At 51.6% G+C, this 2,948-nt stretch carries 1 rRNA gene; it reads left to right on the top strand.

The window, feature by feature from the left end:
* Positions 1-26: 26 nt before the first annotated feature.
* Positions 27-2,916, top strand: a 23S ribosomal RNA gene (locus ATB78_RS27650).
* Positions 2,917-2,948 lie beyond the last annotated feature (32 nt).

The raw sequence follows: 2,948 nt of genomic DNA, 5'->3' as shown, positions 1-2,948 counted from the left end.
CAACTCGAAACTCCTTCGGGTTGTATGGTTAAGTGACTAAGCGTACACGGTGGATGCCTTGGCAGTCAGAGGCGATGAAGGACGTATTAACTTGCGATAAGCCCAGATTAGGTAGTAAAAACCATTTGAGTCTGGGATTTCCGAATGGGGAAACCCACTTGCATAAGCAAGTATCGCTGCGTGAATACATAGCGCAGCGAGGCGAACCGGGGGAACTGAAACATCTAAGTACCCCGAGGAAAAGAAATCAACCGAGATTCCGAAAGTAGCGGCGAGCGAAATTGGACTAGCCCTTAAGCTTTTTATGCGTCAGGTGAAACTTCTGGAAAGTTGTGCGATACAGGGTGATAGCCCCGTAACCGGCAACGCATTTAAAGTGAAATCGAGTAGGGCGGGACACGTGATATCCTGTCTGAATATGGGGGGACCATCCTCCAAGGCTAAATACTACTGACTGACCGATAGTGAACCAGTACCGTGAGGGAAAGGCGAAAAGAACCCCTGTGAGGGGAGTGAAATAGAACCTGAAACCGTGTACGTACAAGCAGTAGGAGCACCTTCGTGGTGTGACTGCGTACCTTTTGTATAATGGGTCAGCGACTTATATTCAGTGGCAAGGTTAACCATCTAGGGGAGCCGTAGCGAAAGCGAGTGTTAACTGCGCGACTCAGTCGCTGGATATAGACCCGAAACCAGGTGATCTAGCCATGGGCAGGTTGAAGATTGAGTAACATCAATTGGAGGACCGAACCGACTAATGTTGAAAAATTAGCGGATGACTTGTGGCTAGGGGTGAAAGGCCAATCAAACCTGGAGATAGCTGGTTCTCCCCGAAAGCTATTTAGGTAGCGCCTCGGACGAATACTACTGGGGGTAGAGCACTGTTAAGGCTAGGGGGTCATCCCGACTTACCAACCCTTTGCAAACTCCGAATACCAGTAAGTACTATCCGGGAGACACACGGCGGGTGCTAACGTCCGTCGTGGAGAGGGAAACAACCCAGACCGCCAGCTAAGGTCCCAAATTACTACTAAGTGGGAAACGATGTGGGAAGGCTCAGACAGCCAGGATGTTGGCTTAGAAGCAGCCATCATTTAAAGAAAGCGTAATAGCTCACTGGTCGAGTCGGCCTGCGCGGAAGATGTAACGGGGCTAAGTAGTAAACCGAAGCTGCGGCAATGCACTTTGTGCATTGGGTAGGGGAGCGTTCTGTAAGCGGTTGAAGGTGTGTGGTAACGCATGCTGGACGTATCAGAAGTGCGAATGCTGACATGAGTAACGATAAAGGGGGTGAAAAACCTCCTCGCCGGAAGACCAAGGGTTCCTGTCCAACGTTAATCGGGGCAGGGTAAGTCGACCCCTAAGGCGAGGCCGAAAGGCGTAGTCGATGGGAAACGGGTTAATATTCCCGTACTTCTTACAATTGCGATGGGGGGACGGAGAAGGCTAGGTGGGCCTGGCGACGGTTGTCCAGGTTCAAGTGCGTAGGCTGAAGAGTTAGGTAAATCCGGCTCTTCTTAAGGCTGAGACACGACGTCGAGCTACTACGGTAGTGAAGTCATTGATGCCATGCTTCCAGGAAAAGCCTCTAAGCTTCAGATTGTAAGGAATCGTACCCCAAACCGACACAGGTGGTCGGGTAGAGAATACCAAGGCGCTTGAGAGAACTCGGGTGAAGGAACTAGGCAAAATGGTACCGTAACTTCGGGAGAAGGTACGCTCTTGATGGTGAAGTCCCTCGCGGATGGAGCTGACGAGAGTCGCAGATACCAGGTGGCTGCAACTGTTTATTAAAAACACAGCACTGTGCAAAATCGTAAGATGACGTATACGGTGTGACGCCTGCCCGGTGCCGGAAGGTTAATTGATGGGGTTAGACTTCGGTCGAAGCTCTTGATCGAAGCCCCGGTAAACGGCGGCCGTAACTATAACGGTCCTAAGGTAGCGAAATTCCTTGTCGGGTAAGTTCCGACCTGCACGAATGGCGTAATGATGGCCACGCTGTCTCCACCCGAGACTCAGTGAAATTGAAATCGCTGTGAAGATGCAGTGTACCCGCGGCTAGACGGAAAGACCCCGTGAACCTTTACTACAGCTTGGCACTGAACATTGACCCTACATGTGTAGGATAGGTGGGAGGCTTTGAAGCAAGTACGCCAGTATTTGTGGAGCCGTCCTTGAAATACCACCCTTGTAGTGTTGATGTTCTAACGTCGACCCCTAATCGGGGTTGCGGACAGTGCCTGGTGGGTAGTTTGACTGGGGCGGTCTCCTCCCAAAGAGTAACGGAGGAGCACGAAGGTGGGCTAATCACGGTTGGACATCGTGAGGTTAGTGCAATGGCATAAGCCCGCTTGACTGCGAGAATGACAATTCGAGCAGGTGCGAAAGCAGGTCATAGTGATCCGGTGGTTCTGAATGGAAGGGCCATCGCTCAACGGATAAAAGGTACTCCGGGGATAACAGGCTGATACCGCCCAAGAGTTCATATCGACGGCGGTGTTTGGCACCTCGATGTCGGCTCATCACATCCTGGGGCTGAAGTCGGTCCCAAGGGTATGGCTGTTCGCCATTTAAAGTGGTACGCGAGCTGGGTTTAGAACGTCGTGAGACAGTTCGGTCCCTATCTGCCGTGGGCGTTGGAAGATTGAAGGGGGCTGCTCCTAGTACGAGAGGACCGGAGTGGACGAACCTCTGGTGTTCGGGTTGTGTCGCCAGACGCATTGCCCGGTAGCTAAGTTCGGAATCGATAACCGCTGAAAGCATCTAAGCGGGAAGCGAGCCCTGAGATGAGTCTTCCCTGATACTTTAAGTATCCTAAAGGGTTGTTCGAGACTAGAACGTTGATAGGCAGGGTGTGTAAGCGTTGTGAGGCGTTGAGCTAACCTGTACTAATTGCCCGTGAGGCTTAACCATACAACACCCAAGGGGTTTTGATGGACTCAATG

Origin of the sequence: Vibrio sp. CUB2, assembly GCF_001557945.1 — a bacterium.
Classification (GTDB): domain Bacteria; phylum Pseudomonadota; class Gammaproteobacteria; order Enterobacterales; family Vibrionaceae; genus Vibrio; species Vibrio owensii.
This window is presented reverse-complemented; position numbering and strand designations above follow the sequence as displayed.